26 protein-coding genes are annotated in these 25,768 nt (G+C 34.5%); 2 read left to right on the forward strand and 24 right to left on the reverse strand.

Annotated features, from left to right (window positions below):
- Positions 1 to 151 precede the first annotated feature (151 nt).
- From KM885_RS01515 to gpr, 23 genes are all read right to left on the reverse strand, one after another.
- Complete coding sequence (locus KM885_RS01515) at positions 152 to 514, reverse strand: diacylglycerol kinase family protein (RefSeq protein ID WP_047183801.1); 363 nt, start codon at positions 512 to 514, stop codon at positions 152 to 154.
- A complete protein-coding gene (gene ybeY / locus KM885_RS01520) occupies positions 504 to 974 on the reverse strand; it encodes an rRNA maturation RNase YbeY (RefSeq protein WP_047183800.1) in 471 nt (156 codons plus the stop codon). Before ybeY ends, KM885_RS01515 begins: the two co-directional genes overlap by 11 nt.
- Complete coding sequence (locus tag KM885_RS01525; RefSeq protein ID WP_379566764.1) at positions 974 to 3,097, reverse strand: HD family phosphohydrolase; 2,124 nt, start codon at positions 3,095 to 3,097, stop codon at positions 974 to 976. The genes ybeY and KM885_RS01525 overlap by 1 nt, the downstream gene beginning before the upstream one ends.
- Before the next feature lie 56 nt (positions 3,098 to 3,153).
- Positions 3,154 to 4,125, reverse strand: a complete 972-nt coding sequence (locus tag KM885_RS01530; protein ID WP_047183799.1) for a PhoH family protein — start codon at positions 4,123 to 4,125, stop codon at positions 3,154 to 3,156.
- 128 nt (positions 4,126 to 4,253) lie between these two features.
- A complete protein-coding gene (yqfD, locus tag KM885_RS01535) occupies positions 4,254 to 5,465 on the reverse strand; it encodes a sporulation protein YqfD (RefSeq protein WP_047183798.1) in 1,212 nt (403 codons plus the stop codon).
- A 26-nt stretch (positions 5,466 to 5,491) separates the two neighbouring features.
- Positions 5,492 to 5,773 (reverse strand): sporulation protein YqfC, encoded by a 282-nt coding sequence (gene yqfC / locus KM885_RS01540; protein ID WP_047183797.1) that lies wholly within the window; start codon positions 5,771 to 5,773, stop codon positions 5,492 to 5,494.
- Positions 5,774 to 5,905: 132 nt separating this feature from the next.
- Positions 5,906 to 6,412, reverse strand: a complete 507-nt coding sequence (locus KM885_RS01545) for a hypothetical protein (RefSeq protein ID WP_047183796.1) — start codon at positions 6,410 to 6,412, stop codon at positions 5,906 to 5,908.
- Positions 6,413 to 6,439: 27 nt separating this feature from the next.
- Positions 6,440 to 7,435, reverse strand: a complete 996-nt coding sequence (gene floA / locus KM885_RS01550; protein WP_047183795.1) for a flotillin-like protein FloA — start codon at positions 7,433 to 7,435, stop codon at positions 6,440 to 6,442.
- An 11-nt stretch (positions 7,436 to 7,446) separates the two neighbouring features.
- The gene (locus tag KM885_RS01555; protein WP_244986878.1) at positions 7,447 to 8,790 is read right to left on the reverse strand and encodes an NfeD family protein; all 1,344 of its coding nucleotides are present in this window, start codon (positions 8,788 to 8,790) and stop codon (positions 7,447 to 7,449) included.
- A gap of 301 nt (positions 8,791 to 9,091) precedes the next feature.
- Complete coding sequence (locus tag KM885_RS01560; protein WP_047183794.1) at positions 9,092 to 9,538, reverse strand: GatB/YqeY domain-containing protein; 447 nt, start codon at positions 9,536 to 9,538, stop codon at positions 9,092 to 9,094.
- A gap of 15 nt (positions 9,539 to 9,553) precedes the next feature.
- Complete coding sequence (gene rpsU, locus KM885_RS01565; protein ID WP_047183793.1) at positions 9,554 to 9,730, reverse strand: 30S ribosomal protein S21; 177 nt, start codon at positions 9,728 to 9,730, stop codon at positions 9,554 to 9,556.
- A 154-nt stretch (positions 9,731 to 9,884) separates the two neighbouring features.
- On the reverse strand, positions 9,885 to 10,556 hold the full coding sequence (deoC, locus tag KM885_RS01570; RefSeq protein WP_047183792.1) for a deoxyribose-phosphate aldolase: 672 nt from the start codon (positions 10,554 to 10,556) through the stop codon (positions 9,885 to 9,887).
- Positions 10,557 to 10,578: 22 nt separating this feature from the next.
- Positions 10,579 to 11,328 carry a 16S rRNA (uracil(1498)-N(3))-methyltransferase gene (locus KM885_RS01575; RefSeq protein WP_047183791.1) on the reverse strand — a complete coding sequence of 250 codons (750 nt, stop codon included), beginning with the start codon at positions 11,326 to 11,328 and terminating at the stop codon, positions 10,579 to 10,581.
- Positions 11,329 to 11,513: 185 nt separating this feature from the next.
- A complete protein-coding gene (gene prmA, locus KM885_RS01580; RefSeq protein WP_204798688.1) occupies positions 11,514 to 12,455 on the reverse strand; it encodes a 50S ribosomal protein L11 methyltransferase in 942 nt (313 codons plus the stop codon).
- A 56-nt stretch (positions 12,456 to 12,511) separates the two neighbouring features.
- Positions 12,512 to 13,630, reverse strand: coding sequence for a molecular chaperone DnaJ (dnaJ, locus tag KM885_RS01585; protein ID WP_204798687.1), 1,119 nt, complete (start codon positions 13,628 to 13,630; stop codon positions 12,512 to 12,514).
- 263 nt (positions 13,631 to 13,893) lie between these two features.
- A complete protein-coding gene (gene dnaK, locus KM885_RS01590; protein ID WP_047183788.1) occupies positions 13,894 to 15,729 on the reverse strand; it encodes a molecular chaperone DnaK in 1,836 nt (611 codons plus the stop codon).
- A 30-nt stretch (positions 15,730 to 15,759) separates the two neighbouring features.
- Positions 15,760 to 16,314, reverse strand: a complete 555-nt coding sequence (gene grpE, locus KM885_RS01595; protein WP_047183787.1) for a nucleotide exchange factor GrpE — start codon at positions 16,312 to 16,314, stop codon at positions 15,760 to 15,762.
- Positions 16,315 to 16,462: 148 nt separating this feature from the next.
- Positions 16,463 to 17,494, reverse strand: a complete 1,032-nt coding sequence (gene hrcA, locus KM885_RS01600) for a heat-inducible transcriptional repressor HrcA (RefSeq protein ID WP_047183786.1) — start codon at positions 17,492 to 17,494, stop codon at positions 16,463 to 16,465.
- A 76-nt stretch (positions 17,495 to 17,570) separates the two neighbouring features.
- Positions 17,571 to 18,737, reverse strand: coding sequence for a radical SAM family heme chaperone HemW (gene hemW / locus KM885_RS01605; protein ID WP_047183785.1), 1,167 nt, complete (start codon positions 18,735 to 18,737; stop codon positions 17,571 to 17,573).
- A 71-nt stretch (positions 18,738 to 18,808) separates the two neighbouring features.
- The gene (lepA, locus tag KM885_RS01610) at positions 18,809 to 20,617 is read right to left on the reverse strand and encodes a translation elongation factor 4 (RefSeq protein WP_047183784.1); all 1,809 of its coding nucleotides are present in this window, start codon (positions 20,615 to 20,617) and stop codon (positions 18,809 to 18,811) included.
- A 237-nt stretch (positions 20,618 to 20,854) separates the two neighbouring features.
- Positions 20,855 to 21,202: a hypothetical protein gene (locus tag KM885_RS01615; protein WP_060668329.1), complete on the reverse strand. Its 348-nt coding sequence runs from the start codon at positions 21,200 to 21,202 to the stop codon at positions 20,855 to 20,857.
- A gap of 13 nt (positions 21,203 to 21,215) precedes the next feature.
- Positions 21,216 to 22,373 carry a stage II sporulation protein P gene (gene spoIIP, locus KM885_RS01620; protein WP_204798684.1) on the reverse strand — a complete coding sequence of 386 codons (1,158 nt, stop codon included), beginning with the start codon at positions 22,371 to 22,373 and terminating at the stop codon, positions 21,216 to 21,218.
- A 107-nt stretch (positions 22,374 to 22,480) separates the two neighbouring features.
- A complete protein-coding gene (gene gpr / locus KM885_RS01625; RefSeq protein ID WP_216883468.1) occupies positions 22,481 to 23,602 on the reverse strand; it encodes a GPR endopeptidase in 1,122 nt (373 codons plus the stop codon).
- 248 nt (positions 23,603 to 23,850) lie between these two features.
- Here gpr and rpsT point away from each other — a divergent pair, with 248 nt between their 5' ends.
- Positions 23,851 to 24,117, forward strand: coding sequence for a 30S ribosomal protein S20 (gene rpsT / locus KM885_RS01630; protein WP_060668327.1), 267 nt, complete (start codon positions 23,851 to 23,853; stop codon positions 24,115 to 24,117).
- A gap of 34 nt (positions 24,118 to 24,151) precedes the next feature.
- Here rpsT and holA read toward each other — a convergent pair whose 3' ends face one another.
- Positions 24,152 to 25,168, reverse strand: coding sequence for a DNA polymerase III subunit delta (gene holA / locus KM885_RS01635; RefSeq protein ID WP_216883469.1), 1,017 nt, complete (start codon positions 25,166 to 25,168; stop codon positions 24,152 to 24,154).
- Between the two features lie 387 nt (positions 25,169 to 25,555).
- On the opposite strand from holA, the gene KM885_RS01640 reads away from it, so the two are divergent.
- On the forward strand, positions 25,556 to 25,693 hold the full coding sequence (locus KM885_RS01640; protein WP_047183778.1) for a YqzM family protein: 138 nt from the start codon (positions 25,556 to 25,558) through the stop codon (positions 25,691 to 25,693).
- Positions 25,694 to 25,768: the final 75 nt, after the last annotated feature.

A 25,768-nucleotide genomic window follows, 5' to 3' on the forward strand; every position in this document is an offset into this window, starting at 1 on the left:
CAGTGGGGGTTCTTCATCCTCTCTGATGGTTAGTCGTACTTTTCGGACCTTTACGGGCAGTTGGTCTCCAACCAACCTTCTTAGCTTGAGGTGGGATAATTTTCTAGTTTTTAATCGCTAAAAAATAAGCCCTATAGAAAAGGACTTATTATCATAATAACTTATATAAACTTGGAATAAAAATAATTGTACCAATGATGACCGCAATAATTACAGAAATAAGAACTGCACCCGCTGCAGCATCTTTTATATATTTGGCTTGCGGGTGATATTCCGGTTTTATGTAATCAACTATAGCTTCGGTTACACTGTTAATCATTTCAGTAACTAATACCAAACCAATCGCGAAAAACACAAACATCCATTCTAACAATGAAATTTCAAATATAAATCCGCAAACGACTACAACAAGGGTGGCCGCCAAATGAATACGAAAATTGTATTCATTTTTTACGGTTTCCTTAATCCCATTCCACGCATGCGAAAAACCAATCTTTTTTTTCTTATCTTTCAAGACCAAATTCACCTAGGATTTCTTCTTGCCTTGCAAACATTTTCTTTTCATCTTGTTCATTCATGTGATCATAACCGAGTAAATGAAGAAGTCCATGTACTGCGAGAAAACCTAATTCTCTTTCATAAGAATGATTATATTCTTCTGCTTGCTCTTTCGCTTTCTCAATAGAGATAATGATATCACCAAGCGTTTCTGGGATATCCATATCTTCATCGATAATCTCTAATTCGCCTTCAACGGACTCCTGCATTGCAAATGAAATAACATCAGTTGGAGTATCCTTACCTCGATAATCTCTATTAATTTCTTGAATTTCTTTATTAGTAACAAAATTAATCGAAATCTCGGCCTCTTCGTTTATATTTTCCTTTTCTGCTGCAAATTGAAGTAAACGTTCTAGTAAATCAATAATCTCTTTGTCCATATTCTGCGTATTATCTTGAAAATCTATATTCATTATTTTTCCTCCTCTTTTGGATATTGAATTCTGGAATGAAATATTCCTTTTAATGTATCGAATAACGTTTGTTGAATAATTTTTAGTTCCTTTAGTGTAAGAGGACTTTCATCTAGTTGCCCATCAGACATACGATCATGAATAATAGACGTGATAATATCCTCTATTTTTTCTTCCGTTGGTTCTTTTAATGAACGGACTGCTGCCTCCACTGAATCACATATATTGATTATCGCTGCTTCTTTCGTTTGTGGTTTTGGACCAGGGTACCTAAAGTCCAGTTCTTTCACATGATTATTTTTTTCCTTTTCTTTAAAATAAAAGTATTTTAATAAAGATGTTCCATGATGCTGTAGTGCAATGTCTATGATCTCTTTAGGCATTTTATATTTTTTTAAATAGTTTGCACCGTCATACGGATGACGAATTATGATTTCTGCACTCTGCTTTGGACTAATAAAATCATGTGGATTTTGAATGGATAATTGATTTTCTACAAAATAATGAGGTTTCACGGTTTTGCCAATATCGTGATAGTATGCACCGACTCTTGCCAATAAACCATTCGCCCCTATAGCTTCACAAGCTGTTTCACTTAAATTAGCAACCATAACTGAATGATGGTACGTACCTGGTGCCTCAGTCAATAACTTTTTTAATAATGGTTGATTAGGATTAGACAGTTGTAGTAATTTCACATCAGATAGCATATTTAATCCCGCTTCAAAGAATGGAAGTAATCCAATCGTAAGCACAGCCGATAAGAATGCAGCAAACATAGCAAACCCTAATTGAATAAAAAGATCTTGTATGGAATATTTTTCAAAAGACAAAAATATAAATAGAAGTACGGTCATCGTATTTACAACCATAATCCCTAGCCCAGACTTTAGAATTGCAGTTCTATCTTTCACATTCATCAGAAAGTATAAACCCGCGACCTGTGAAATTAATATGTAAAGACCCGCTTCCGCATTTAAATATCCCGTGATTTTCCCATTGAAAATAAAGCCAGCTAAAATCGCATAAATAATAGCCATTACAAATGCCATTCGTTCATTTATTAAAAGTTTTAATAATAAAGCACTAGTCGCAATCGGTACGATATAAAAAATTTCATTATACTCCTCCGTATATAGACTAACTATTTTCATTAGGGCAATCCCAATAACGGTAACGATAACAATCGTAATTATTTTATTATTATCCAAATTATTATCTTTGTTCATTCGATACATTTCAAAACCGATTACTAGTGAAATAAGAACAATTAATAACAACATACCTAATAGAGGGAAAATATTCCTCTGACTGTCAAGAACACCAACTAATTCAAGATTCTCATAGATTTGATTAGTAATAGTTTGTCCCTCACGTACAATAACTTCTCCAGCCCTAATCATAACTGGATCAACACTTCCTGCAGCTTCCTTCCTTGCTTCCATCGTTTGTTCCACGTCAAAGAATGAATTTTCCACTACAAGAAATTTAGTTAGTTCCGTCAGTGGTTTTTTAATATTATCGTTTAGGGTAGAATATTTAATTTTATCCTGAACATTAGCAATGGCGGTTTGTAAATTCTCAGTTCTCACTCCATCATTCAACGTTTCACGGAGAGCTTGGATTAATAATGTAAAACCTTTTTCCCGGTCTTCTTTAGAAGCCTCAATTAATTGTAAAAAAGTTTGGTCCTTTACCGACATAGAAATATCTTCTGATAACAATTGATTTAATTTTTGAACCTTTTCTTGTCCTGTCATTGGTTTATTATCTGTAACTTCTTTGCCTTCTTCATGAAGCGTATGTATCGCTTCTCTTATTTCTTCTGCAAAACTAATTCTTTCTTTCGTTACTTCATCAGATACAAGATATCGATCGGAAACAGATTGAACCGTCTCCCTTGTTTTTCGTTCTGTTTCTTTTTCATCCTCTATCGTAATTGGGGAACGAATCGTTTCTTTTGCTGTACTAAAGCGAGTAATATCGTATGTCTTAGTGTTTACATTATCTAATGTAATAAAAAAGAAGAAAATACCTAACAAGACTACCGATGGAATAATGAAAAGTCCAGAGGTGTGCTTTTTAAATAGTGAACGAAACCATTTCTTTTTCAATTGTATCACCCCTAAATTCATTCATGATACAGAAATAAGACCCATGGATGCGAGGGTCTTACATCTTATTGTATATCATGAATCGCTTTTTCATAGGCTTCAATTATTTTCTGTACCAAAGGATGTCTAACTACATCTGATTGTTGTAAATATACAAACGAAATATCTTTGACATCTGTTAATAAGTCTTTAGCAACTTTTAATCCAGATGTGGCCCCTTTAGGTAAATCAATTTGTGTGATATCTCCTGTAATAACCATTTTGGAACCAAACCCTAACCTCGTTAAGAACATTTTCATTTGTGCCGTTGTTGTATTTTGTGCTTCATCTAATATTACAAATGCATCATCCAATGTTCTTCCTCGCATATACGCTAATGGAGCAATTTCAATCGTTTCCCTTTCGACTAGGCGCAAAGTATGTTCTGCCCCTAAAACATCATGTAATGCATCATATAAAGGACGTAAATAAGGATCAACTTTTTCTTTCAAATCCCCTGGTAAAAAACCAAGGCTTTCGCCAGCTTCAACTGCTGGACGAGTAAGGATAATTCGTTTTACTTCTCCTTTTTTTAATGCATGTACAGCCATAACAACAGCTAAATAAGTTTTACCAGTTCCAGCTGGACCAATTCCAAATACCAAATCTTTAGATTTAATTGCTGAAATGTAATTCTTCTGACCAAGGGTTTTAACTCTAATCGATTTACCGTTTGCATTTTTTGTGATTTCATCTTCAAAAAGCGTTTCTAATTGATTAATTTTCCCTACCTTAGCTAAATCAACAGCATAAACGATGTCACGTTCAGAAATAGTAATTCCTTTCCTGACAATGGTTAATAGGCTTGTTAAAATTTCTTGCACAAGCTTAATTGCGTAATCATCACCTGAAACCCTAACAAGTTCACCTCTTGATACAATAGAGACCTGTAGTTTCTTTTCTATTAATTTCAAGTGTTTGTCATTAGTACCAAATAAAGCCAATGCTTCATTAGGATCTGCAACATGCAAATTAATTTCTGTTAAATGTTCAGCCATAGCTAATCTCCTTGATTTATCACGTCTTAACTGTCCGCAATACCCCATTTATCGGGACAGGCAGCCAGTAGAGCCCTGATAAGTTCAACTAACATTCAGTCAGGATAAGATCCCCACCTGAGTGTGTTTCACTTTATAGGTTGTACACGTGCAATATTTTCCTCAACTGTAAATATTATATTCATTTTAACTTTACCATTCTCCATACGTTCATGCAAAACTTTTTCTGACATTATTTTGGCATCTTTTCCTAACTTTAACAATAATTCTGACCTAGCTTGTTCCATTCCTGTTTGGATTGCTTCTTCTTTTGTTCTTTCTCCTTTATAGGATACCTTCTCACTTAGAACGGTATCTACAATTTTTATCGGCAATTCCCACTTCAAAAAATTAATCGAACTTACTTTCGTATCATAATGAATTTGTTCATATTCTGGATCTCCGAAACCCCAAACCGGAAATTTAAAATCCGCAATTTGAATATAATATTTGGTTTCTTTATTGCCTGTCAGTTCTTCATAACTATATTCTATGGGGGATGCAACTTTTACTTCATACCAAGTCTCAGCAGTAATTTCTCCTTCTGCGGCAACATAATTAACTTTTTTCTCCTTCTCTTTCTCACTTTCTTCCTCTTGATCATTCGAACTAATTTTGCCCGATACTAGTAAATCTCCCGGTTCAACATAATCATTTACTTGAACCATCGGAAGTCCTTTAGCTACATACATTTTTTTTATTACACCCTTTTTTGTAGCTATAAGATTTCGAGGCCCTTGTTTTTCCTCTTCCTTAACAATTAGTTTTTCTACTCCTTCAAGGGAATAGGTTGTCCCTCTTTGATTTACACCAACCCATAAGAGTTCAGGAACATCTTCAACTAATTTTTGCTGAATTAAATTAGGTTGGTCTATGGAGAACATCCAAGCACCTCGATGAATTCCATATTCATCTAATTGTTTAATTATTTTTTCTTCAATATCTTTAGGTACACCGGTAATCTCCACTTTCCAAAGAATATTAGATAAGAAAAAAGCTAATAAGACACTTAAAAAGATTGCTAATAAGAGGGGTCTTTTCTTAATAAATCTATTGAAGATAAAAGGGTAACCTTTCTTATTAATAAAAGTTAATTTATAATGTGTGCCCCTAATAATTAATCTTAAATGACTAATATCTTTCAATCTAACATTACCTTCACAAGCATCTTGTTCAACTTTTCTTATATTCCAAACGGTTATCCCTTTTTTTGTACATTCTTGGAAAAATAATTCAGGATAATTTCCTTTAACTAGAATCGTGACATACCCGCTAAAAAAAGTCCCCTGTACCTGTCTCATTTCCTCCTCCTATTGCTACAACAAAATTAATTGGATAAAAATTTAATATCCGTTATGGTGCCTTCTAATAAGATTTCTTCGGGTAGCATCATTTTTAAAACAAATGAATTCCCTTTAATCTGAACATATCCTTTATTCACTTTTAATTTTAATTCCGTGTCAGAATACGTTACCAACCCTTGGTGATTTTCTATATACACGTGAATCTGTCCAATTACTGTAATCCGAGGTAACTCAAGGATCACATCAGAAGGAAGTGCAAAAGAATTAATTAATAATGATTGGACACGTTGCCTGAATTTTTTCACGTATGCATCCCCCTCTCATTTCCATCTTATGTATCAAATAAATAGTTAAGAACTTAACTAATCCATTAATCAAGAAATTAAAAAAGCCACCAGCTATAAATAATTTCTTCGCTGGTGGCATTCTTCATTATTTTATTTTACTTTTCTTTCCTTTATAACAGAACGGTAAGGTTTCTTTGAACGCGGTGAACCTAATACTTCGGACAAAATAATACCCTGAACTAGGTCATTGCTTTTTAATTGCATATTAAAATCTGAACGTTTCTTGATCTTCTTGGTTTTCAATATTTCAGAATTTGAGAAGCTCGGACCTTGTTCTATTGTTCGACCAATTTCTTTATTTGTATTAATTTTTTTGGCTAAACGTTCCATTTGGGCTTTTTGTTGTTCCCCAATAGAAGGCTGTTGTACGGATTCTTCCATTGTATCTTCCATTTTGGAAGTGTAAACAGGTCTTTTATTCGTTGTTTGTGTCTTCCTTGAAGAAGTTTGGACTGTTTTCGGTATAGTTTTTGGCTTATTAGGCTTTTTATTTTTCTTTTGTTCTTCAGCATTCTTTTTAAAAAAACTAAATATTCCTGAGAGGATAACTAGAATTAAAAAGAAGTTACTAAAAATCGCATCTAATATTGCATCCATGTTACCCTTCCTTTCACATGGAAGTGATTAATTATTTTCATGATCGTCATCATTTTCTTTAGACAATTTACCAATAGAATCGCGCATATCAGTATCTGCATTGATATTTTGGTAATTTAGATAGTCCATGACACCCATTTTTCCAGAGCGAAGTGCTTCTGCTAATGCTAGCGGTACATCTGCTTCCGCTTCTACTACTCTAGCACGCATTTCTTGAACACGGGCCACCATTTCTTGTTCTTGAGCTACTGCCATTGCACGACGTTCCTCTGCTTTAGCCTGTGCAATATTTTTATCTGCTTCAGCCTGGTCAGTTTGTAAAATAGCTCCAATGTTTTTACCGATGTCCACATCTGCAATATCAATGGATAGGATTTCAAACGCTGTTCCAGCATCAAGTCCCTTTTCTAATACAGTATGAGAAATAGAGTCAGGATTTTCTAGTACTTTTGCATGTGTTTCAGAACCACCGATTGTACTAACAACCCCTTCACCTACACGAGCAATGATGGTTTCTTCGCCGGCACCACCGACTAAACGATCAATATTGGCACGAACAGTTATTCTTGCTTTTGCCTTCACTTCTATACCATCAATAGCAATACCAGAAATAAAAGGAGTTTCAATCACTTCTGGGTTAACACTCATTTGTACCGCTTCAAGAACATCACGACCTGCTAAATCAATTGCTGCTGCCCTTTCAAAGCTAAGCTCAATATTCGCTCGGTGTGCAGCAATTAACGCATTAACAACACGGTCAACATTCCCACCTGCTAAATAATGACTCTCTAGTTGGTTAATTTTCACATTTAATCCTGCCTTATGAGCTTTAATTAATGGGTTAATAACCCTGTTCGGCACTACTCGACGTAAACGCATACCAACTAACGTGAAAATACTAACTTTTACCCCAGCTGCTAATGCGCTAATCCAAAGTGCTACTGGAATAAATGTAAATAATATAACTACCGCAATGATAATAATTGCAATGATTATAAGCGGCATTAAATCGTAAATCAACATCTAATTTCCTCCTAATAATTGTTTTTTTCTCTTACAACAACTCTTACACCTTCTACCTTCACTACTTTTATTTGACTTCCTTTGTCAATAAAGCTACCATCTGAAACAACATCAACACGCTCATCTTCAATATCAGCTATTCCTGAGGGTCTTAAGGAAGTTACGGCTATACCTTCTTTATCTACAAGCTCCAATCGGTTGGAATAGGAAACATACCCTAATTCAGTGGATGTACTATCCTTAAGAATGATATGTCTAAAAACCCCCTTATCCATACCTATTCTTCTAAGTAAAATGATACTTGCAATAACGGCTACCAAGAACGCAATTCCAACACTTATAGACATTTGACCAATATCATAACCAGACATGAATAAGGAAACAAGAATAGCTCCTATACCAAGTATTCCAAGTATACCACCGGGAACGAAAAGCTCTGCAACAATAAGAGCAATACCTAATAACAATAATATAATTGCTTCCATTCCTGCTAACCCAGCAACGATATGTCCATAGAAAAAGAGAAGTAATGCTGTTAAGCCCATAATACCAGGAATACCAAAACCCGGTGAATATAATTCAACAATAAGACCAAGACTTGCTATTGATAGTAATATGGAGTATACAATAGGATTCGTTAAAAACCTTGCTACTTCTTCCGCTAATGTAGGATTTGTTTCAATAATTGTAGCGTTATCCAAACCTAAATGATGGAGTAGTTCCACCCTATCGTTTACTATTCCTTCCGCATAACCTACTTCCAATGCATCCGTTGGCCCCAACGTTAAAAATGAACCTTCAGGAGCACCGTACTCTGGCAAATCTATACTAGAATCGGCCATAGCTTCTGCATAGATTGGATCCCTACCTTTTGATTCCGCTGCTGCTGCCATTCTTTTTTTCCAAGCTGACTGTGCCTTTTCATCAGCAGCAGTACCATCTCCATTTATTACCCCACTCGCTCCCATTGTCGCATGTGGTACAAAATAAATTTTATCTGTATTTAATGCAATGTAAGACCCCGCGGATAATGCTTCATTAATAATAAACGAAGTGGTAGGAACCTTTAAATCCTGTAGTATTGTACCAATTTGACCAGCTGAATCAACTCTTCCACCAGGTGTATCAATTTCAAAAATAATATGATCTGCACCCGATTCCATTGCCTCATTGGTTGTTCTTTTTAGAAAAGCTTCTAAACCACGTTCTACCTCTCGTTCGATTGGAATGACATAAACTGTTTTACCACTTCCATCATCTTTATTCGCATGAACTACTTCTTGTACGTTGAAGAAAGAAAAAGAAAAAACAATCCCTATCAGAACTATGTATAATTTTATGAAGTTATTCCGCAAATATTATCACCTCCTTTAATAAGTAATACGGAAACTATTTCAAAAAGTTTCATATAAAGTAAATTTTCATCAGTAGGGGTTTTCCTTCATCCACCACCTTACCTTCTTTCCTAGAAGCTTAAGAAGAGAGTCTTGTTGCCCATTTAGGTGGAATATATAGGGTTTACCCATATAATTGGAAATCGTGGCATCAGCTATTAGGTTAGATGAATACTATAGTTGCACTTTTGTAGACGAGAAAGATTTTGATTCTTTCCTAACTGCCAAAAAAGGTTCCTATCTAAAGATAAGAACCTTTTTCTTAATTTAAATATTTTAAAACAATATCTTTTATCTGGGAACCGTCAGCTTTACCTTTCACTTTCGGCATTACTGCGCTCATGACTTTCCCCATATCTTTCTTAGTTGTTGCATTTACTTCCTGAATCGTTTGCTGAATTATTTCTGAGAGCTCTCCCTCAGAAAGTTGTTCAGGCATATATCTTTGAACGATAGAAATCTCTGTTTCCATTTTTTTAACAAGATCATCGCGTCCAGCAGATTTAAATTCTTGGAGGGAATCTTTTCTTTGTTTTACCTCTCTAGACAAGATGGTTAAATCTTCATCTTCTGTTAGTGTATCTTTTCCAAGTTTAATCGATTCATTCTGTATTGAAGCTTTTATCATGCGAATGACGCCTAGCGTTTCTTTATCTCTATTCTTCATCGCTTGCTTCATATCTTCGTTTAATTTTTCGAGTAATGACATGAGTCCGCACCCTCTTTAATATTTACGCTTTCTAGCAGCTTCAGATTTTTTCTTACGGCGAACGCTAGGTTTTTCATAGTATTCACGCTTACGATATTCTGATAGTGTACCACTTTTTGACACACTACGTTTAAAGCGACGAAGAGCATCTTCAAGAGACTCGTTTTTACGAACGCGAGTTGTATTTGACATGCTAATTTCCCTCCCTCCGAAGCAAAGAACCAAAAATTTAATGACATGTATTATTTCATATATGCCACTATAAAGTATAATATAATAATATTAATAGGTCAACTGATTATTCACATGTGTATGAATGTAATATTAAGTAAGATGGGCAATCTTATTAATATCCATCCACTCCTTCATTCCCCTTTAAAATCTCCACACCGGCGCTAGCACCGATGCGGGTTGCACCAGCTTCTATCATCGCTTTCATCGTTTGTAAATCTCGAACACCGCCAGATGCTTTTACCCCCATATCTGGGCCAACTGTTTCACGCATTAACCTAATATCCTCAATCGTTGCCCCACCATTCGAAAAACCCGTTGAAGTTTTAACGTAGTTAGCACCGGCTTCTTTTGCAAGTTTACATGCCGTTATTTTTTCCTCATCCGTTAAAAGCGATGTTTCGATAATCACTTTCGTCAAAGCATCCCCTTTAGTCGCTTGAACTACAGCTACTATATCATTTTTTACCTTTTCTAAATTTCCCGATTTTAATTCACCAATGTTTATGACCATATCCACTTCTGTAGCACCATCTTTAATTGCTTGCATTGTTTCAAATACTTTCGTTTCTGTAGATGTTGCACCTAGAGGAAAACCTATAACTGTACAAACCTTTACCGAAGTATTCTTTAGTCGTTCATAACAATGAGCAACCCATGTAGGATTAATACATACAGAAGCAAACTCATATTGTATTGCTTCTTCGATAATTTTATCAATTTGTTTTTTTGTTGATTCTGGTTTTAATAGGGTATGATCAATATATTTTGCAAGATTTGTATTCATATTTACCGTCCTTTTCGACTTTTTATTGTTCTTCAAAATGGTAGGAAATGGCGGATAACGCATACAATGGTGCCGTCTCCGTACGTAATATCCTTGGCCCTAATCGTATTGGATGAAAATCGTTCACTTTTAATATATTAGCTTCTTCCTCTGAAAAGCCACCCTCTGGACCAATACAAACCAATAATTTTTGATTCGAATTTATTTGTTTCAAAATGGAACCAAACGTATGATAGTTATTTACTTTAGCTTCTTCCTCATAGGCAAATATTTTTAAATCATATTGCGAACTTTCCTCAATTAATTCTGTTATTGACATTGGGTTACTTATGGTTGGCACATAGGAACGGTGACTTTGTTCACTAGCCTCTTTCACTATTTTATTAAAACGTTGTAACTTTTTAGCCCATTTTTTCTTATCCCATATGACAATAGATCTTTCCGATTGAAAAGGTATATACTTATGTGCGCCAAGTTCAGTACCTTTTTGTAACACAATCTCAAATTTATCAGCTTTTGGTATACCGTGAACAATTGTCACTTCAATTGGTAATTCATTATTTTCTTCTAACCAATGAAGTATAGCTACAACGACAAAGTCTTTATCGATTTCCAAAATTTCACATTGGGCAGCTACGCCATTTTCATCATTACAAATGATTTTTTCGCCAACTGTAAAACGCATTACTCTTGTTATATGGTGTACATCGTCACCAGTAATCCTAATTCTATCGTCATACCATGCTTTTTTCGGAATAAAATACCGTTGCATTTATACACCTACTTTATTAGAAAACTTGGCATCTGCTATTGGCCCGGAAAATACTTTAATTCATTTATCCCACCTAAATGAGCAATGCGACTAACCATCAGCGGGGGATGTGGAACCCCCTCATTGATGGAAGTCTTCTTTATACAGGAAAGAAAGTTTAAGCTTTCTTTTCCCGCCTAGAAACGCTAACTATTCTTTTTAGCAACAATAGAAATCCAGCCTTCCATTTCATTCATTGCAATAATTTCAAAACCTTTTTCCTTTAATTTGTCTTTAACCAGTTCTTTCTTATTTTGAATAATACCTGAGGTAATAAAAAATCCGCCTTTTTTTAAATTATTCCATGCTTCTTCTACAAATCGAACTATAATTTCAGCCAAAATATTAGATACAACAACATCAACTTTCATATCAACATTATCTAATAAATTATTTTGTTTAGCTGTAATTTTATTTTCTAACCCATTTAACTTTACGTTTTCTTCTGTACTTTTAACTGCAACATCATCTAAATCATACGCGAAAACTTCTTTCGCACCCAATAAAGCAGAGGCTATGCTTAATACACCGGAACCACTACCTACATCAATTACAGTATCATCTTTATTAACATACTGCTCCAAAGACTGAATGCTTAATACCGTTGTTGGATGGGTTCCTGTACCGAAAGCCATACCAGGATCCAATTCAATGATGACTTCATCACTAGAAACTGGTGTATATTCTTCCCAAGTTGGTTTAATGGTGACTTTTTGAGAGATTTTGACTGGATGATAATATTTTTTCCAGGCGTGAGCCCAGTCCTCTTCTTTAACTTCACTAATAGTTACTTTATTAGGACCAATATCAATATCATAAACTAATAAGTTATTAATGGCCTGTTTGATTTCCTCAACTGTTTCTATTAAAAAACTATTTAGTGGTAAATAAGCTTTAATCCGTACACCTTCATCTGGATAGTCATCTGGATTTAACTCATACACTTCACCAAATGGCGCATTTCTAATTGCATCAAAATCCTGAGAATCTTCAATGACTAATCCACTTGCACCCGTTTCGTGTAATATGTTAGAGATTGGTTCTATTGCTTCATTGGTTGTATGAATACTTATTTCAGACCATTTCATACGGATCACGCACCCATTCTATAAAGTGAAACTTATTCAATCCAATATAAATTGAACTAGTTTTTAAAAGCATTTCTAAAACGTTTAAAAATGGAATTATCCTGTTCTTCTGTTGAATCGTTCCCACCTAATTCATTAAATTCTCTGATTAAGTCTTTTTGCTTTTCCGTTAAATTCATTGGAGTTACTACCCTAACTTTGATAATTTGATCTCCTTGGCCGCGTCCACGTACATTTGGCGCTCCTTTTCCTTTTAGGCGAAACATCTTTCCTGTCTGGGTTCCAGCAGGTACTTTTAATTTCACTTTTCCATGTACAGTCGGTACCTCTAACTCATCGCCTAACGCTGCTTGAGCAAAATTTATTGGTAGTTCACAATGGATGTCGTCCCCTTCACGTTCAAAGAAGTCATGATCCCTAACATGAATAACGACAAATAAGTCACCTGCAGGACCACCATTAATTCCTGGTTCCCCTTTTCCAGCTACACGTATTTGTTGTCCTTCATCTATACCTGCGGGGATATTGATATGGATTTTTTTATTTTTCTTCACACGACCGTTTCCACCACAAGTATTACATTTTTCCTTAATCAACTTCCCAGAACCATTACAATAATGACAAACTCTGCGGTTTACGACTCTGCCAAAAGGTGTATTCTGTTCTTGGTTCAATTGACCGCTACCATGACAATGGGAACAAGTTTCAACTTTTGTCCCAGGTTTTGCCCCTGATCCATGGCACGTTTCGCAAGTTTCTTCTTTTGGAACACGTATATCCATTTCTTTACCAAAAATGGCTTCATGGAATTCTAACACGACGGAGTACTGTAAATCATTTCCTTGTTGTGGCGCATTAGGATCTCGTCTTCTTCCACCACCAAAGAACATATCAAAAATATCACCAAAACCACCAAAGTCTTCTGCTCCTCCAAAGCCTCCAAAACCTTGACCGTTAGTCGCCGAATGGCCGAATTGATCATATTGGGCACGTTTATTTTCATCACTTAAAACTTCATATGCCTCTTTTACTTCCTTGAATTTTTCTTCAGCATCTTCTTCTTTACTTACATCAGGGTGATATTTTCTTGCTAACTTCCGATAAGCCTTTTTTATTTCTTCTTTTGATGCGCCTTTGTCAATTCCTAATACCTCATAATAATCTCGCTTACTCACAGTAATTCACTCTCCCGACACACTTTAGCATAGATTTTATATTATCATCATTTTGCTTATAATGGCAAATATCCTATTTTAAAAACTTGGCTTCGCTATTAGGCTTTAGCTAATGCCAAAGTTGGACTTATGCAGATCTGTACGGTGGGGCGTGTAACCGGAGCCCCAAACGGGAAAGTTTCTATACTTTCCTATCTGCCTAAAAAAGTCAAAGCCAAGATAGCCCTGACTTTGACTTTTATTTAAAATAAATATATTACAAATTACTTATTGTCTTTATCATCATCAACTTCTTGATAATCTGCATCTACAACATCGTCATCTGCGTTATTTGAGGTTTGTTCACCTTGACCTTGAGCCGCTTGTGCTTGAGCTTGCTCATATAATTTTACAGAGAGTTGTTGTACTTTTTCTTGTAACGATTCTTTCTTCGCTTTAATTTGCTCTAAATCATTTCCTTCTAAAGCTTTTTTCAACTCTTCCTTAGCAGTTTCAGCTTCTTGTTTTTCACTATCAGAAACTTTATCTCCAAGGTCTTTTAATGTCTTATCTGTTGTAAATACAAGTTGATCAGCCTCGTTACGAAGATCTACTTCTTCACGACGTTTTTTATCTTCTTCTGCATTTTCTTCTGCTTCTTTTACCATACGATCAATTTCTTCATCAGAAAGACCAGAAGATGATTGGATAGTAATAGACTGTTCTTTATTTGTTCCTAAATCTTTCGCACGGACATTAACAATACCATTAGCATCAATATCAAAAGATACTTCGATTTGAGGTACACCTCTTGGTGCAGGTGGAATATCAGTTAATTGGAAGCGACCAAGCGTTTTGTTATTAGCTGCCATTTCTCGTTCACCTTGCAACACATGGATATCAACAGCAGTTTGATTATCTGCAGCAGTTGAAAATACTTGTGAATGGCTTGTAGGGATTGTTGTATTACGTTCAATTAATTTCGTAAATACCCCACCCATTGTTTCAATACCAAGTGAAAGTGGTGTAACATCTAGTAATAATACGTCTTTCACATCACCTTGAAGTACCCCACCTTGAATAGCAGCACCTAACGCTACAACTTCATCAGGGTTAACTCCTTTAGATGGCTCTTTTCCAATCTCATTTTTAATTGCTTCTTGCACTGCAGGGATACGAGTTGAACCACCTACAAGAATAACTTTATCAATATCACTATTTGAATAACCAGCATCAGATAAAGCTTTGCGAGTAGGGACCATCGTACGCTCTACTAATTCAGAAGATAATTCTTCAAATTTTGCACGAGATAGACTCATTTCCAAGTGTAAAGGTCCAGCTTCTCCAGCTGTAATAAATGGTAATGAAATTTGCGTTTGGGTTACACCAGATAAATCTTTTTTCGCCTTTTCTGCTGCATCTTTTAGACGTTGAACAGCCATTTTATCAAGGGATAAGTCAATTCCATTTTCCTTCTTAAATTCTTCCACTAAATAATCAATGATTACTTGGTCGAAATCATCTCCACCTAGACGATTATCACCAGCAGTAGCTACAACTTCAAAAGTTCCATCTCCGATATCAAGGATAGAAACATCAAATGTACCACCACCAAGGTCAAAAACTAAAATTGTTTGATCTTGATCATCCTTATCAATACCATATGCTAAAGCTGCGGCAGTTGGTTCGTTAATAATACGTTCTACTTCAAGACCAGCAATTCTACCAGCATCTTTTGTTGCTTGACGTTCAGAATCATTAAAATACGCTGGTACAGTAATAACCGCTTTATCTACTTTTTCACCAATATAATCTTCAGCATACGATTTAATATGTTGTAAGATAATAGCTGAAACCTCTTGTGGCGTATAATCTTTTCCTTCAATGGTTTCTTTATAATCTGTTCCCATATGACGTTTAATGGATTGGATAGTATTTGGATTCGTTATCGCTTGACGTTTTGCAACTTCCCCAACTTGTCTTTCTCCATTTTTAAACGCCACTACAGATGGAGTTGTACGGTTTCCCTCAGGGTTAGGAATAACTACCGCTTCTCCTCCCTCCATAACAGATACACATGAGTTTGTTGTTCCTAAGTCAATTCCTATTATTTTGCTCATTGTAATATTTCCTCCTTAACTACTAGAAGCTTATTTATTTACCTTTACCATCGCAGGTCGAATCACCCGATCATTTAACATATAGCCTCTTTGCAATTCTTCTACAATTTTATCCGATTCAATAGAGTCATCTTCTACTTGCATGACAGCATGGTGAAGATTCGGATCAAAGTCTTTTCCTTCTGTCTCAATTATTTCCACACCCTGGGACTTTAATGCTTCTATGAGTTGCTTGTGTACCATCGTAATCCCATCAATTAAGCTTTTTGTTTCCTCAGTAACTTCTACTTGTAATGCACGTTCAAAATTATCAATAGCAGGTAATAGTTCTTGAACTAAATCTTGAGCTTTATATTTTCTATCTGCTTCACGTTCTTTAAGCGTGCGTTTCTTATAATTATCAAATTCTGCTTGCAGTCTTAACAGTCGATTATATATTTCTTCTTTTTCTGATTGTAGTAGATTAATTTTTTCTTCTAATTCGTTAGTAGATTGTTCATTGTTAGTCTCAACAGGTTCATTATCAACTTGTTTATCTTGTTCTTCCACTAATTCTGCATCCACTGCATTATTCTTTTCTTCCATTATTGCCACCTCCATTTTTAAGATTCCATCAGCTGTTTTTGTTCAAAAATCACACTAATGTAAAACAAATTTATTTTTATATTTAAATAATCATAAGCAACCACAAGGAATGTGGCAGGTATACCCTACCACATTCTAAGCAAAAATCCTATTCAGAAGTCTTATACCATTTATAAAGAGCTTCTGATAATTCCTTAGATAAACTTGATAATAGTGATATAACCTTTTTATACTCCATTCGAGTAGGTCCTAATAGAGCTATAGTCCCCATTTGGTCTTTACCAAGTTGATAGGTTGCAGTTATTAAACTTAGATCCTTTATTGCTTCAACCTTATTTTCGTTACCAATGGAAACACCGATACCATCTTTTTTACTTTTTAATAAATTAGCTATTTCATTTTCATTTTCAATCATGGAATAGAATGATCTTATTTTATCAACATCATTAAATTCTGGTTGCATTAATATATTAGATTTTCCACCAATATATACTTTCACTGGATTACTTTGTGAAATAATAGCCTGTAAATAATGCTGAGAAGATCCAAAGTCATCTATATAACGTTTTAAAAGACCAACTATCTCCTTTTGAAAAACTTCCTCTAATCGAATGATAGGAACACCTTTTAATCGATCATTTAAGATATTAACTACTTTTTCTAGATCAGACAAATCAATTTTCCCTGGGACTGTAAAGGAACGATGCTCTACATGCCCCGTATCTGTCACTAAAATGGCAACAGCTGTATGGGTGGATAAAGGCAATATTTCCAATTGTTTTAATTTCGTTTCACTTAATTCTGGACCTAAAATAATAGAAGTATAATTGGTTAATTCAGATAACACCTCAGCAGACATTTGAACAATTTGTTCAAACTCATAAATACCCTCTTTCATTATGTTTCGGATAATCCTAATATTTTGTTCACTCGATAAAGGAGCGATAAGATGATCCACATAATATCGGTACCCTTTTTCAGAAGGGATTCTCCCTGAGGATGAATGTGTTTTCTCTAAAAATCCCATATCCTCTAGATCTGCCATATCATTTCTTATTGTAGCAGCACTGTATGGAATACTTCCTTTTTTAGATAGGGCACGGGAGCCAACCGGATGGGCAGTTTCGATGAAGTCATCAATAATTATTTGTAATACTAATAATTGCCTTTCTGTTAGCATTTTGATCACCCCTGTTAGCACTCGTATCATTTGAGTGCTAATACTAATAATAAATTATCAAATCCCATATTTTTTGTCAATAAATCCGTTGTAAATCAGAATCTTCTAACATAAATTCTTCAAATACTTTATTTGCTAAAAGTAGACCACTTTCCGTTAAATATAGTGTTTCATTGTTTACGTATAATAAATCCATTTTAATAAACTTTTTTATTTGTTCTTTAAATAATAAATCTAAGGTGAACCCAAATTTAGCCTGGAATTGTTTTTTACTTAATCCTTCCATTCTTCTTAGACCCAAAAATATTTCTTCCTCAATGTTTTCCTTAAGCGTAATGCGTTCTTCTTCTAAAATTGGATGTCCATCTTTCATTGCTTTCTTAACATAAGCTGGCAAAGGACGTAAATTGGTTATTCTTCTTCCAGGCAAATACCCATGCGCGCCTGCACCAAAGCCATAATAATAGTCATTACTCCAATAATTTAAATTATGTTTACTTTCAAACCCAGGCTTTGCAAAATTACTAATCTCATATTGGTGAATACCGTTTCCGTTCATTGTACTCCTAAGAATCTGATACATTTCTATTTCGGCTTCTTCGGTTGGACGGTTGAGTTGTCCTTTTTTATGTTTTAAATAAAAAACCGTTTTTGGTTCAATTTGTAACCCATAAGTCGCATAATGCGGTAGGTCAAATTGTAATGCTAAATCTAATGAATGCTGAAACTGTTCGACTGATTGATTTGGTAATGCATACATCAAATCAAGGCTTATATTGCTAAAATGATATTGGCGGAACAAATCTACGGTTTTATAAACATCTTTGACACGGTGGACCCTACCAATTTCCTTTAGTAGTTGATCGTCCATTACTTGCACTCCAAAAGAAATTCTGGAAACACCATTTTCTTTTAATAATTTTGCCTTTTCTTGATCGATATCTCCTGGATTCACTTCAATTGTAAATTCCTCACAAGAATCCATGTCAAATTTTTTGTTTAAAAACTCAAGTAAAAATTTCAATTGCTTATAATTTAGCGCTGTAGGTGTACCACCACCAATATATAATGTCCGTACGTTATTATATTTCCCTTTGATATTCATATTTATTTCATTTATTAACGCATCTATATATTCCGTTGCCAACTTTTCATTATAGAAAAACTTAACAAAATCACAATAATGACAGATTTGCGTACAGAAAGGAATATGAATATATACGGATTGAACTTCTTGTTCCATTTTTATCATCTCCTAATTAACAAAGACAAAAAGGAAAACCTAGTCCCCTAAGTTTTCCCCTTCGTTAGACCTTAATCTTCTCCCATTTCGAGTACCGCCATAAACGCTTCTTGCGGTACTTCAACGGAACCGACCATTTTCATCCGCTTTTTACCTTCTTTTTGTTTCTCCAACAATTTACGTTTACGTGAGATATCTCCACCGTAAAGTTTTGCAGTTACATCTTTTCTTACTGCTTTAATGGTTGAACGTGCAATAATTTTATTCCCGATAGCAGCTTGAACCGGAACTTCAAATTGCTGTCTCGGAATTAATTCCTTTAATTTATCTACTATTTGTTTCCCACGAGTATAAGCAAAATCATGATGAACAATAAAGGATAAAGCATCAATCGTATCACCATTAAGTAAAATGTCCATTTTAACTAGTTTTGATGGTTGATAGCCGATTAACTCGTAATCAAAGGATGCATATCCTTTTGTTTGTGATTTCAATTGATCAAAGAAATCATACACTATTTCAGAAAGCGGAATATGGTAAATAACATTGACACGAATATCATCTAAATACTGCATATCGATGAAGTTCCCGCGTTTTTTCTGGGAAATCTCCATTACTGCCCCAACATAATCATTAGGAACCATTATTGTAGCTTTAACATATGGTTCGCTAATTTCTTGTATTTTTTGTGGATCTGGCATTTCAGATGGGTTATCTACAGAAATCGTTTCACCGTCTGTCTTCTCTACTTCGAAAATAACGCTTGGAGCAGTTGTAATTAGATTAATATTAAATTCCCTTTCAATACGCTCTTGGATGATTTCCATATGCAATAATCCTAGGAATCCGCAACGAAAACCAAATCCTAACGCTTGTGACGTTTCAGGCTCATATTGAAGTGATGAATCATTTAACTCTAGTCGCTCTAATGCTTCTCTTAAATCGTTATAATCATTTGAATCAACAGGATAAAGGCCACAATATACCATCGGATTTAAACGACGATACCCAGGTAAAGCTTCCTCTGCGGGACGATTGGCATTGGTAATCGTATCCCCAACATGAATATCCCCTACACTCTTGATGGAAGCTGTTATAAATCCAACATCCCCTACTGTGAGTTCATCACGTGAAGTAGCTTTCGGTGTAAATACTCCGACTTCATTTACTTCATATTCCTTATCTGTCGCCATCATTTTTATTTTATCACCAACTTTAATGGACCCTTCTTTTATACAAACATAAGCAATTACACCACGGTAAGAATCATATAAAGAATCAAATATAAGTGCTTTTAGAGGTTCATTTTCATCACCAGCCGGTTCTGGAACTACTTCTACAATTCTTTCTAAAATATCCTCAATACCGATATTAGCTTTTGCTGATGCTAAGATGGCATCGTCACCATCAATTCCAAGAACATCCTCTAATTCTTGTTTAACTCTATCAGGATCCGCGCTTGGTAGGTCGATTTTATTGATTACTGGAATAATTTCTAAATCATTTTCCATTGCTAAATATACGTTAGCAAGTGTTTGTGCTTCAATTCCCTGTGCTGCATCGACTACAAGAATGGCACCTTCGCAAGCTGCAAGGCTTCGAGATACTTCATAAGTAAAATCGACGTGTCCAGGTGTATCAATTAAATGAAAAATATATTCTTCTCCATTTTTACTGAGATATTTAAGCTGTACTGCGTTTAATTTAATGGTAATACCACGCTCACGTTCCAGATCCATCCCATCGAGAAGTTGTTCCTTCATCTCTCTTTTAGAAACAGTTTGCGTGTTTTCTAAAATTCTATCAGCCAATGTAGATTTTCCATGATCGATATGCGCTATTATTGAAAAATTACGTACCTTTCTTCTTTTGCTCCCCATTCTATTGCTCACTCCTACAAATTCTATAGAGGTTCTTCATACAGTTTTTAAAACATCAGACTCTTAAAAAACTTGGCATTCGCTATTTAGTTCGGCGAATGCCTTGGTTGCACTTATTCAGTAAGAAAGTTTTATACTTTCCTATCTGCCAAGAATAATCAATAAAGTTGATTATAGCAATTGAATGTGGGATATTCAATCAAGAACATACATTAGCCTCCATACATTTTAGCTTTATCAAAAAAATATGTCAGCTACATGATACATGATTCCGACTACCACTTCATAAAACCCCTGAACACTTGTTTCAAGAAATGAAGCTGTTTTCTGGGTTAAGTGGAATTCGTTTTCCATCATCATAAGGTCCTGATCTACTGTTGGTGTCACATTCTCTTGCTTTACTGTTTCTATATCTTTTTCTGTAATTATTTTTTCTTCTACTAATTTTTCTTCTATTTCATTTCCATTTATTACATTTTCATTCGATGCCATACTTTTTTCTTCACCACTTTGATTTATCCCATATAACGTTCCAGATAGGAAAAAAACAGCCAATAGTAACACCGTTATAAGAACACGGACCATTTATACTTCCCCCTTAAGAATCCCCTTCAACGGACTCAGCATCCCAATAATATTTACTAAACACTTCTGCAAAAGCATCGGCTGAACGATACATTTCATCTAAATTATTTTCCGGTCCACCAAATTCAATTAATAGTGCATTTTCTGATAAGTCCTGGTTGAAGATTCCATTTGTCCCTGATCCACCTTTTCTTAGTACACCGCGACTCAATCCTGGGTATTTCTCCTCTAATAAATAATGCAATTCAGTTGCTAGCTGTAAATTCTTTTCAAATTTAGGGTGGTCTTCACCAACAACAAAAATAATTCTTGCGTAATCTTTTCCTTCCATTTCCTTTGTGGTGTGCTTTCTATTCAATGCATCTCGATGTAAATCAAAAGAAAATTGTATATCTTTATTAGCAGCAAATGCTTCTTGAACAACACCTCTAGAAGCTTCATAGGATTGCCAGTATTCCATTCCTTTTTCATCTAAAAGATTTCCTATATCTTTATCTTCTACTTCTGCACCTATTCCTTTTGCCTCTAAAGATTTAGCCAATCTATCACTTACCATAGTAATATTCACTTTGGAATGGTGTGCTTGATCAGGATCGTTTACATCTGGTAAATGAGGTAGAAAAGATTCTCGGTTATGTGAGTTATAGATATAAACGACTTTTCTATCACCTGTTGATTGTGAATTCTCCTCTTCTTTTACCTCATCTTCTTCCGTCTCTACAATTGCCTCTCTATCTTTTAATACTTCTTCTAATGGAGGAGAAGATTCATAAGGGAGGTTTGTATAATCTGTTCCTTCACCTGCAATTAAGATTTGACTATCATAGATGGAGAAACCAGGAATTTCATTACCTAATAAGCTTCTCGGATCCTTTGGTTTAATACTTGTTGCTACTTGAAATAACGAAGATGACCAACTAGGTAATGGGGTCTCTTCCGGAAAAGCCTGATTAAAAGCTCTATTTTCCATTCCAAGTAAATGGAGAAAAACAGAGCCATCTATATCGTTTGTCCATTTTGTTATCGTACCTGAAGATATACGATAAGCTGGTTGAATAGTAGTTAATAATCCAATTAGCACAAATAAAACGATAACACTCGTTAGATATAATCCACCTTTTTTATAAAAACGAAACGGACGGTTCTTTGGAAATTTACTTTTGGAACTCATTCTTCCACCTCTTTCTAATGGCACTCCTAGTAAAATCTATGAGAACCAGTTAGAAAGTAGAACACTTTTCGTATCCTTTCTATCAAAAATAATAGGGAGATCATTTATCATCTAGAGTACTGGGCGAAATTAGTGACATCTACTTTTTCATGTAATGCAGCGTTAATTCCTTCTGCAATAAGATTTGCCATATCAATCATAAAACCATCTACTTCTTTTGGGGTAACCATAAGATTATGTCCTAGTGGAGTTAATACTTCTTGAATTAATTTACGTTTTTCTTCCTCCGATAAAGTACCGACAATCCCCATAAAGGTTTGTCTTTTTTGTTCATCTGGAAGATCCTCATCCGTAAATTCCTTTCCTCCAAATGTCATTCCAGCTGGGGCTAATGCTTTAGATGGTCTATCTTTTTCATTCCACTCTCTACCAAAATGTTTTAAAATAAAATCTATCGTATCACTAGTTATTGTAACGGCATCTACTACTGTTGGTACACCAACCGCAATTACCGGAACTCCTAGAGTTTCTTTACTCAATTCCTTACGTTTATTACCAACACCAGATCCGGGGTGGATACCTGAATCTGAAAGCTGTATCGTCTCATTAATTCTTTCAATCGACCTGGAAGCTAACGCATCAATCGCAATAATAAAATCTGGTTGAAACTTTTCTACAATACCAAAAATAATGTCACTTGTTTCTATACCTGTAACCCCCATTACCCCTGGTGTTACAGCAGCTACTGGACGATACCCTTCTGCAACAGATTCAAATTCAAGTCTAAATAAATGACTCGTTACTAACGCTTTTTCTACAGCCATCGGTCCAAGTGCATCGGGTGTAACATTCCAATTACCAAGGCCAACAATTAATCCCGTTCCATCCCTTGGGATTTCATTTTTTTCTACTAATGTTTCGAGTTCACGAGCAAGGATCTTTGCTGCAACTTCCTGACGTTTCGTATCCTGTCTTTTGACCCCATCAGCATATATAGTTACATAAGAACCGGGTTTCTTACCTACTAATTTTGCTCCCTCTTCATCAATATCAACATAAGATATTTTAACACCCTCCTGATCTCTTTCTTTAAACGTTACGCCTTTTATTTCTTCTGATTTTTTTTTCTGTTTCTTTTTTTGCTCCGACTTTACATACATATCTCTCGCTTCAACAGCTAAATCTGTTCTTACCTGGTATACTTGTTCTTGTTCATTGTTATTTCGCATACGATGACATTCCTTTCCCATTTTCTTATTATTAGAATGAACAATTTAGCAAAAACAATACGATTTCTTGTGAAGGGTTGTTTAATATAATTATTAAAATTTTATCCGCATGTAAGAAATTTATTGAAAAGAGAGAGTTCCTTTGGTAAAATATCATATGTTAACCTGCAAGTAATAAATGGTAGACTCTATAAACATAAATTTGAAAAATGAAAGTCTTACCGTGTCCTATTTAGGAGGTGAAATACATGGCAAATATTAAATCTGCAATTAAACGTGTTGACATTAATAATAAAAAACGTTCAGCTAACCAATCTCAAAAATCTGAAATGCGTACTGCTATTAAAAATGTTGAAAAATTAGTAGAAGCTAAAGATATTGATGCTGCAAAAACAGCACTTACAGCTACTGTTAAACAAATTGACAAAGCTGTACAAAAAGGGATTATCCATAAAAATAATGGAAACCGTCAAAAATCACGCTTAGTGAAAAAAGTAAATAGTATTACTGCTTAACTAAAAAAACGATCCATCTGGATCGTTTTTTTAGTTAAGCATTTATTAAATCATATAAAAGAAGTTCAAACGAAAGTTGTTTATCCATATTCCCTTGTTTCATCACAGCATCTGTATTCGCTAATTTGTCTATAATACTCTCTAATTTTTGAACCGAAAATTGTTTTTCCCTGCTTAAAGCAATCTTAATAACATAAGGGTGAGCCCCTAACTGCTTCTGCATTTGAAATTGGGTATAGCCTTTTTGCTTTAACAATTTCACGCGTAATATCATTCTAAATTGGAATGCAAGTAACCCAATTAACGCGATAGGTTCTTCATTCATTTTTTCTAAATCTTTAAAAATAGAAATTGCTTTATGTAAATTTCTATCTATAACGGCATCAACTAATCTTAAAGAGGAAATATTCGATGTATGGGAAATGAGATTTTCTACTACTTCTTTTGTAACAAGACCTCCCTCACCGACAAATGTAGAAAATTTCTTTAGTTCACTTTCCAATAATTGCAAATTAGTTGATAATTCGTTTTCAATCATCTCTACTGCATCACGTTCCATTGTAATATGAAATTGACTCGCTAAAGATTGGATCCAACTTGATACATCTTTTTCTTTAATGGCTTCACAATTTACATATTTAGCGTGTTTTTTAAGTACTTTACTAACTTTTTTTCGTTCATCTATTTTTTCATACGGAGCAATTATTACAAAAATGGAATAGTCAACTGGATTTTCCAGGTAGGTTATAAGGCTATCCAAATCATGTTCAAAAGGGGTCTTATCGGGTTTTGCTTTTAAAAATACCGGGTTTGAAGCAATAATTAATTTTTTTTCACCAAAAAAAGGATATGTTTCAACATCCCCTATTACTTCTTGAATTGGAACTTCCTCTAAATCATAGGTAGATAAATTTTCCTTATCTTCTCCAAGTACCCGAATGATAATTTCTTTTTTAATATTTTCAATAAAAAAATCCTCTGATCCATATAGCAAATATACTGGAGCTATTTTGTTCGTTTTCAGTTCTTTTAATACTTCTAGATATGACATTTATATACACCATTACTTTCTAAAATTGAACTTTTTAAGTTTTTATTTGAATACTTATATGGTAAATTGTATATTAAGTTATATCAAGAAGTAAATGGAGGGAAATATTTTTGACCATAATTCTTAAGCAATTTCCCTCCAGAATCTATATCAACGTTTAACATATAGCTCTAGAAACTATATGTTAAACGATATTTGTTTAAAGATGATGCTCAATCACTTATAGCATATGTCTTCTCAAAAATTATATAGATGTAAAGTCTTTCTAATTTAAGTAATAAAGTAATAATTATGTTAAAATTGTTATATATGGAAAATTTTTATAATGATAAGTAGATTTTTTCAACTTATTATTTTATACTAATGATGGTAACAGGAGGGGTAAAAGTGAACGAATTCGAAAATAATCCACAATCAAAACATAGTAATGATGTTGTAGATTCCATCAAGGGATTTGTTGGCTCATTTGTTTTCTTCGTAGCCATTTTTGCAATTGGAGTTATTATTAGTGTAGTAGCAGGTTAATAAACGTATCGTTTGGAAAAGAGACTGAATAACAGTCTCTTTTTTCATGGTTTAGGAATTACAAAATTTGCTTCA

It is taken from the genome of Oceanobacillus caeni, assembly GCF_019037185.1.
Taxonomy (GTDB): Bacteria; Bacillota; Bacilli; order Bacillales; family Amphibacillaceae; genus Oceanobacillus; species Oceanobacillus caeni.

Bases quoted from the DNA above. Each gene is read 5' to 3' on its own strand.
- yqfD (WP_047183798.1), bottom strand. From the start codon at position 5,465: ATGAGACAGGTACAGGGGACTTTTTTTAGCGGGTATGTCACGATTCTA.
- floA (WP_047183795.1), bottom strand. From the start codon at position 7,435: ATGTTGATTTACGATTTAATGCCGCTTATAATCATTGCAATTATTATC.
- lepA (WP_047183784.1), bottom strand. From the start codon at position 20,617: ATGGGGAGCAAAAGAAGAAAGGTACGTAATTTTTCAATAATAGCGCAT.
- KM885_RS01615 (WP_060668329.1), bottom strand. From the start codon at position 21,202: ATGGTCCGTGTTCTTATAACGGTGTTACTATTGGCTGTTTTTTTCCTA.
- grpE (WP_047183787.1), bottom strand. From the start codon at position 16,314: ATGGAAGAAAAGAATAATGCAGTGGATGCAGAATTAGTGGAAGAACAA.
- hrcA (WP_047183786.1), bottom strand. From the start codon at position 17,494: ATGCTAACAGAAAGGCAATTATTAGTATTACAAATAATTATTGATGAC.
- ybeY (WP_047183800.1), bottom strand. From the start codon at position 974: ATGAATATAGATTTTCAAGATAATACGCAGAATATGGACAAAGAGATT.
- holA (WP_216883469.1), bottom strand. From the start codon at position 25,168: ATGTCATATCTAGAAGTATTAAAAGAACTGAAAACGAACAAAATAGCT.
- hemW (WP_047183785.1), bottom strand. From the start codon at position 18,737: ATGGAACAAGAAGTTCAATCCGTATATATTCATATTCCTTTCTGTACG.
- KM885_RS01530 (WP_047183799.1), bottom strand. From the start codon at position 4,125: ATGGCTGAACATTTAACAGAAATTAATTTGCATGTTGCAGATCCTAAT.
- rpsU (WP_047183793.1), bottom strand. From the start codon at position 9,730: ATGTCAAATACAACTCGCGTTCGTAAAAACGAGTCTCTTGAAGATGCT.
- prmA (WP_204798688.1), bottom strand. From the start codon at position 12,455: ATGAAATGGTCTGAAATAAGTATTCATACAACCAATGAAGCAATAGAA.
- rpsT (WP_060668327.1), top strand. From the start codon at position 23,851: ATGGCAAATATTAAATCTGCAATTAAACGTGTTGACATTAATAATAAA.
- dnaK (WP_047183788.1), bottom strand. From the start codon at position 15,729: ATGAGCAAAATAATAGGAATTGACTTAGGAACAACAAACTCATGTGTA.
- KM885_RS01575 (WP_047183791.1), bottom strand. From the start codon at position 11,328: ATGCAACGGTATTTTATTCCGAAAAAAGCATGGTATGACGATAGAATT.
- gpr (WP_216883468.1), bottom strand. From the start codon at position 23,602: ATGCGAAATAACAATGAACAAGAACAAGTATACCAGGTAAGAACAGAT.
- KM885_RS01560 (WP_047183794.1), bottom strand. From the start codon at position 9,538: ATGTCATTACTCGAAAAATTAAACGAAGATATGAAGCAAGCGATGAAG.
- KM885_RS01545 (WP_047183796.1), bottom strand. From the start codon at position 6,412: ATGGATGCAATATTAGATGCGATTTTTAGTAACTTCTTTTTAATTCTA.
- spoIIP (WP_204798684.1), bottom strand. From the start codon at position 22,373: ATGAGTTCCAAAAGTAAATTTCCAAAGAACCGTCCGTTTCGTTTTTAT.
- deoC (WP_047183792.1), bottom strand. From the start codon at position 10,556: ATGAATACAAATCTTGCAAAATATATTGATCATACCCTATTAAAACCA.